This is a genomic window from Sodalis sp. (in: enterobacteria) (assembly GCF_047607725.1).
Classification (GTDB): Bacteria; Pseudomonadota; Gammaproteobacteria; order Enterobacterales; family Enterobacteriaceae; genus JBLKSS01.
In genome coordinates, this window is sequence record NZ_JBLKSS010000268.1 from 1 (window position 1) to 2720 (window position 2720).

Sequence of the window (2720 nt, forward strand, 5' to 3'; positions counted from 1 at the left end):
GGCCCATTGGTCCTGCAAACCGCTTTCCTGCGCCTCGCCGGCAAAATCCAGAAAGTCTTTTAACTCGGTTTTAAGCCGTTTAAATGGCCCTTGATTCATCACCTTGACGGCGAACTGCTGCCAGACATCGCCCAGTTGGGAAGTGAGTCCCGTCCAGGAGTTCATTGCGTCTTTCTGCGCCCCCGGCCAGCAGCCCGTAAAGGCGTGCTACACCGCCATAGGCCGCTTTGGCGCGCGTCTCCAGATGGTCAAAACCGGATGACACCGACGCCAGTCCCAGGCGCAGACCGCTAAAGGTGCGCTGACCCTGATGGCCCAGCCGGTCAAGCTGACTTCCCAGGCTATTCGCCCGAAGACCGAGACCGTGCAGGGATGCGCCGCCTTGCCGCCCCATGCCGACCAGACTTTGACCGAACAGCCGCGCCTGCCGGGGCAGGTTGCCCAGCAGGTCAACAATTACTGACGCTTTTATCTGCTTTCCGGCCATCGTTTACTCACGCTGTAATAAGTGGGTGGCTTGCTGGCAGTGCCGGTAGAGCCGGATTAACGGCAGGGAAAGCGCCCAGTCCATGCCCGACTTGGTGACTGTTGCGAGCATCAGCGCCGCTTCTTCAATTTTTTCCCGACACTGCATCCAGTCGCCCCGCGTCAGCCGCCAGCTGGCCGGCCAGGGCGCTGCCGCCCAGACGCTGGGCGATGATAAGGCGTTCAATATCGCGCGCCGACAGGCTTTTCAGTTGCAGCAGCGACAACGGGCCGTTGAGGTTGCCCAGCCGGTCGACCTGCCGGCGCAGCAGCTCAAACTCCACCATCGCCGGTGAACGTACTAACTCTGAGCCGTTAGCCGTCTGTACTACCCGCTCGGCGGCCAGCTCGGCATCAATAATGTCTTTGCCGGTTAATGGCCGCAGGGTGACGTCTGTATGGCGCTGTTCGTCGTCACCGCTGCCAGTGATCAGGCCGTCAACCAGGGTCAGTTGCCCGCGCGCCAGTTCGTCGGCCACGCTGGCAATATCCGGCGACACCCCTTCAACCTCGTGTGCCGCCGTCGCCAGGGTTTCCATGCTGTGGGTCATGCTCGCTCCTTACGCCACACGCTGGCTGCGAATGGCGGTAAATTTGGCGGAGATTTCTCCTGCATCCGTCAGGGATTCTTCCCCGTTGCTCCAGGCGTTGGTCATCATATGGGTTTCGCCGGAATCGGCTTCAAACTCCAGCGTGACATCGTGCCAGCCGTTGATGACGTCCACGCTCAGATCACCCCGTGCCGAGAATTTGCATTCCAGCGTAGCGGCGCGCGGTGTTGACTTATAGCCATAAACCCGTGCGCCGGTCACTTCCTCGCGTTTTTCCCCGGACGGCGTAAAGGTGGCCCCCGTCATCGKCGGGTATTCCTGCCCGTTAACCCGGACAATGGCCTTGCCCTGGTATTGGTATTTGCCAAATGCCATCGTGCCCCCTTACAAAATAAACTGGATCTGCTCTGCGAAAATGCGCAACTGGTTGATCACATCCGGCTTGCACAGCACGTCTACGCGGTTGCGGTCGTTTTTGTTGCGCTCGACAATCAGGCTGTCGTGGAAGCTATCGAAGTTCTCAATCACAGCCCCGCCTCCAGCCACTCTATCGGCAGCGCCAGCAACTGGGTGCGGATAATGGCCGGGGTCACCATCGCCTGCCCCGGTGCCACCGGCGTACCGTCATCGGCCAGCTTATGGCGCGGAAAGCGCTGGGTGATGCGTACCCGGGTGGAATAGCGCAGATAAGACGGTGTCGCCACGGTATTCACATCGAGGTAAGACGGATCTGGATCGCCATAGGCGTTGGTACGATAGGTGGTTATTTGCCGTTCAATCTGTACCCCATCGTCGGCCCCCACTTTCACGGGGGCGATGCCGTCATACAACAGCTGGTTACGCTCATTGGGGCACAGCCGGTCCGACAATGCCGGAGCCAGCCGCCGGGGCAGACGCAGGCTTTGCAGCGGACGCGCCGGATCGAGACTCAAGTGTTTTGCGCCAATGGCGCACAGGGTGGCCGCCCACAGATAGGCCGGCTCGGGCGCGCGCTGAATGCCGCTACAGGTCAGCAGAAAGTCATTGCGCGTCTTACCAAACCGGGTGATTTCCCCCAGACTGCCGGTATGGGCCGCCCAGGCGATACCGTCGGACATTTTGGTCGGTCCCCAGCGGTCGCGCAGTGCCTCGCTCAATAATGTCAGGTTGGCGGTATCGAGCCAGGGCATGACGATATGGTGATACTGGGTATCCCCCAGCGCGGCAATACTGTTGGCCAGATCAGGGTTCGTCGCCCGTGCAGCGGGCGCGGCAAGGGTCACCGCCAGCCCGGGCGGCGTTATCTCGCCATCGTAATAATTCAGGCGGATATCCTGCGCCGAGTATTCAGAAATAAACCGCGCACTGAGCGTGACCACCGTCTGGTCGGCGGTGACATCTTCCCCCCCCGGCGGGGCAGACACGGCGGTCACCTGCAGCGACGGCAGGGCATTAATCGCCCGTGCCAGCGCATCACCGACCGCCTTACCCTGCTGGCCTTTCTCCACGGTGACGCGCACCCGCACACCGCCGATATTTTATATAAAAATTGTGGCAAAATAGTGTCCTGTTATTTAAATATTTCACAATTCGTTCATGTTTATTGCGAATTTCATGTTTAATGTGCCTTGCTATTTTAGATATAAAAATACATACATACATATG

Annotated in this window: 5 protein-coding genes; 1 reads left to right on the forward strand and 4 read right to left on the reverse strand. The window is 59.4% G+C overall.

The annotated features are described in order from the left end of the window. Positions 1-310: 310 nt before the first annotated feature. Positions 311-463, forward strand: a complete 153-nt coding sequence (locus tag ACMX3H_RS18080) for a hypothetical protein (RefSeq protein WP_415211780.1) — start codon at positions 311-313, stop codon at positions 461-463. Positions 464-611: 148 nt separating this feature from the next. Here ACMX3H_RS18080 and ACMX3H_RS18085 read toward each other — a convergent pair whose 3' ends face one another. Genes ACMX3H_RS18085 through ACMX3H_RS18100 form a run of 4 tightly spaced genes read right to left on the reverse strand, consistent with a single transcriptional unit; the run spans position 612 to position 2575 of the window. Next, positions 612-1076 (reverse strand): hypothetical protein, encoded by a 465-nt coding sequence (locus tag ACMX3H_RS18085; protein WP_415211781.1) that lies wholly within the window; start codon positions 1074-1076, stop codon positions 612-614. Between the two features lie 9 nt (positions 1077-1085). Then, positions 1086-1451 carry a phage tail tube protein gene (locus ACMX3H_RS18090; protein WP_415211782.1) on the reverse strand — a complete coding sequence of 122 codons (366 nt, stop codon included), beginning with the start codon at positions 1449-1451 and terminating at the stop codon, positions 1086-1088. A gap of 9 nt (positions 1452-1460) precedes the next feature. Further along, positions 1461-1604 carry a phage tail sheath C-terminal domain-containing protein gene (locus tag ACMX3H_RS18095; protein WP_415211783.1) on the reverse strand — a complete coding sequence of 48 codons (144 nt, stop codon included), beginning with the start codon at positions 1602-1604 and terminating at the stop codon, positions 1461-1463. Continuing rightward, entirely contained in the window at positions 1601-2575 is a 975-nt protein-coding gene (locus ACMX3H_RS18100; protein ID WP_415211784.1) for a phage tail sheath subtilisin-like domain-containing protein, read from the reverse strand. Before ACMX3H_RS18100 ends, ACMX3H_RS18095 begins: the two co-directional genes overlap by 4 nt. Positions 2576-2720 lie beyond the last annotated feature (145 nt).

Bases quoted from the DNA above. Each gene is read 5' to 3' on its own strand.
- ACMX3H_RS18080 (WP_415211780.1), top strand. From the start codon at position 311: ATGGCCCAGCCGGTCAAGCTGACTTCCCAGGCTATTCGCCCGAAGACC.
- ACMX3H_RS18085 (WP_415211781.1), bottom strand. From the start codon at position 1,076: ATGACCCACAGCATGGAAACCCTGGCGACGGCGGCACACGAGGTTGAA.